This window comes from Nocardia africana NBRC 100379, assembly GCF_001612635.1.
Taxonomy (GTDB): Bacteria; Actinomycetota; Actinomycetes; order Mycobacteriales; family Mycobacteriaceae; genus Nocardia; species Nocardia africana.
This window is the reverse complement of record NZ_BDAV01000067.1, coordinates 1-2,233: the sequence shown is the minus strand read 5'-3', so window position 1 is coordinate 2,233 and position 2,233 is coordinate 1. Positions and strand designations below refer to the sequence as shown.

General features: G+C 68.7%; 2 protein-coding genes and 1 pseudogene. All 3 read right to left on the bottom strand.

Translation table 11 applies throughout. The features are described 5' to 3' along the window. A partial coding sequence (locus NA3_RS37975; RefSeq protein WP_167355102.1) for a cutinase family protein occupies positions 1-321 on the bottom strand: 321 nt, incomplete at its 3' end. Positions 322-543: 222 nt separating this feature from the next. Continuing rightward, a complete protein-coding gene (locus tag NA3_RS35215) occupies positions 544-1,641 on the bottom strand; it encodes a lipase family protein (RefSeq protein WP_062969237.1) in 1,098 nt (365 codons plus the stop codon). Then, a pseudogene (locus NA3_RS37970) lies at positions 1,638-2,233 on the bottom strand (cutinase family protein); the annotation flags it as partial. The gene NA3_RS35215 and the pseudogene NA3_RS37970, both read right to left, overlap by 4 nt.

Genomic DNA, 2,233 nt, shown 5'->3' with positions numbered 1-2,233 from the left:
CCCTGGGTTGGCCAGCAGCGTGATCCCGGCAATGGAATCCGCGGCCACGGCGGCAGTGTTGTCACCGACCCGGTGGGCGAAATCGGTGACCGCTGCCGCGCCTTGTCCCCACCCGGCCGCCGCGAGCTTCGTTGTCGGACAACGATGAACGACCTCAGTGGCCTCGGATTCGAGTCGCTGCGCGGCGCTCGTGCTGGCTTGGTCGTAGGGTTGGGGCTCGCCGGTGTCGCTGTCTCCATAAGGGATGTAGAGACGTTGGACCAGCTCGCCGGCATTCGCCGCCAGGGGTGTGAACAGTTGGCCGAGGGCGCCGGTATCCACAGTCGGTGCTGTGTCGGTCGCCGACTCATCCGGTCCCTGAACCCCGAACACAAACAGCGCCGGACACCGGTCCCCGATCGGAACCGCCGGGTCAGCGGTCGCTACCTGGACGCCACCACCAGCGATCAACACAGCCCCCACCGCTGTCATGCACACCCGGCGAGCCAGGTTGCCGCGGCCGATTTTCCGGATGTTCCGGGTTTTGCTGTACCGCATCGCTTTTCACTCCTCACTCGGTCGTGCGAGGTAGTCGGCCAGGTGGGCGATGGTTTCGGTGATGGCGACGTGGGCGGTGTCGAGGTGTCCGCGGTCGTAGTTGCGCCAACTGACCTCGACCCCGGCTTCGCGGTAGGCCGACAGCAGGCGGGTGCTCTGGCCGATCGGCACCAGCGCGTCGCGGGCGCCGTGGTAGAGGTGTACCGGCACGCTCGGGACCTGGTCAACCGGGATGGTTTCGCGGGCCAGGACGTAATGCCACATGGGATCGGTCCACGGCTGTCCCCGGTCGCACCACTGCTCGATCGGACGCCGATACTGCGCGAGCAGCATGGGGGCACTGCGGGTTTCGGCTTCGGCGAGGACCTGTCGACCGTCGGCAGAGAGCACATGCCGCAGCGGCAGATGGTGGTAGGCGCGCGACAAGCCGATGAGGCCGGCCAGCACGAGCGCGGAAAACGGACCGGTGTTCAGCGATGCCACCAGCGCGCCGGGAACGGTGATGGTGGCACCGGCCGCGATCCCGCGCAGGTCAACCTGGGGTGCGTAGGCGCGGTGCCGTTGCGCCGCGACCGTGACCGCGCGAGCGCCGTCGGCATAACCCCACGCCACAACCGGTGAACTCTGTGTATTCAGTTCCTGGATTGAGGCGGTGGCGCGGGCGAGGTCGAGGGTATGGTGTGCTGCGGCGCGGGCGGCGAGGAAGGTGTGTGGGCCTTGGCCGGTGATGCCGAGGTTTTCCCCGTCCGGGACAGCGACGATCCACCCGCGTTCCAGCGCAGCGGTGATCGGTTCGGTGTCGGGTTCGGCACCGATGGCGAGCAGTCGAGACGGCGCGCATGCGCCGCCGAGTCCGTGAAAGCTCGGGCAGTACACCAGGATCGGGCCTGGCCCGAGTTCCGGATCGGTGTCGGGGGCGATCACGATGCCGGAGGCCGCGGTGAGTTCGCCGTGGCTGTCGGTGGAGGTGTAGAGCACCTGCCACGCCGCGCCTGCCCCGATCAGCCCGGGAGTATCGGTTGGGCGGATGCGCAGGATGCGGCCGGGCTCGATGGAATCGTGGAAGGTGGGCGGGGCGTAGAAGTCGGTGTCGGTGTCGTTCATGACTGGTGTCCTGCGGCGTCGTGGGCGATAGCGGTCATCCAGGCGACGCCGGAGGCGAGTTGGCCGCTGGCGAGGTAGCCGTTGTGGCGGGAGACGGTGTCGCCGTTGTGCACCCATACCGCCGGGTTGATCAGGTCGGCGTTGTCGGCGACCAGCTGGCCCCAGGCGGCGGCGAGTTGGCCGGCCAGCTTCGCCACGATGCCGAGCGGGTTCGCCACAGCGGCGGCGGTGATCTGATCCCATCGCTGAGCGGCTGCCTGCACCTGATCCGTGCCCGGTGCGGGGGTTCGGGGGTCGGCGGCGTCGATGAGTCGCTGCGCCAACGGTTTTCCCGGAAGGTAGTCGGCGTTGCCGGGGTCGGTGTGGAAGTCCTCGGCCAGCACGGTGGTCCACGCTCGCCCCATCGCCGTCGAGAACAACCCGTTGATCGACGTCAGGGCCGCGATCGGGTCGCGCAGGTCGGCTTGGGCGGCGATTTCCGCGCCGACGCGTAGCAGGGCAGCGTGGTCGGGCGCCGAGCAGGCCAGGTCGCCGTCGGTGCAAATATCAGCGACACGACCGGCAAGCGCGCCGTAGCCACTGCCGTTGGTGC

What these genes read in the sequence shown, in the direction of transcription:
- NA3_RS35215 (WP_062969237.1), bottom strand. Translation starts at nt 1,641, where the DNA reads ATGAACGACACCGACACCGACTTCTACGCCCCGCCCACCTTCCACGAT.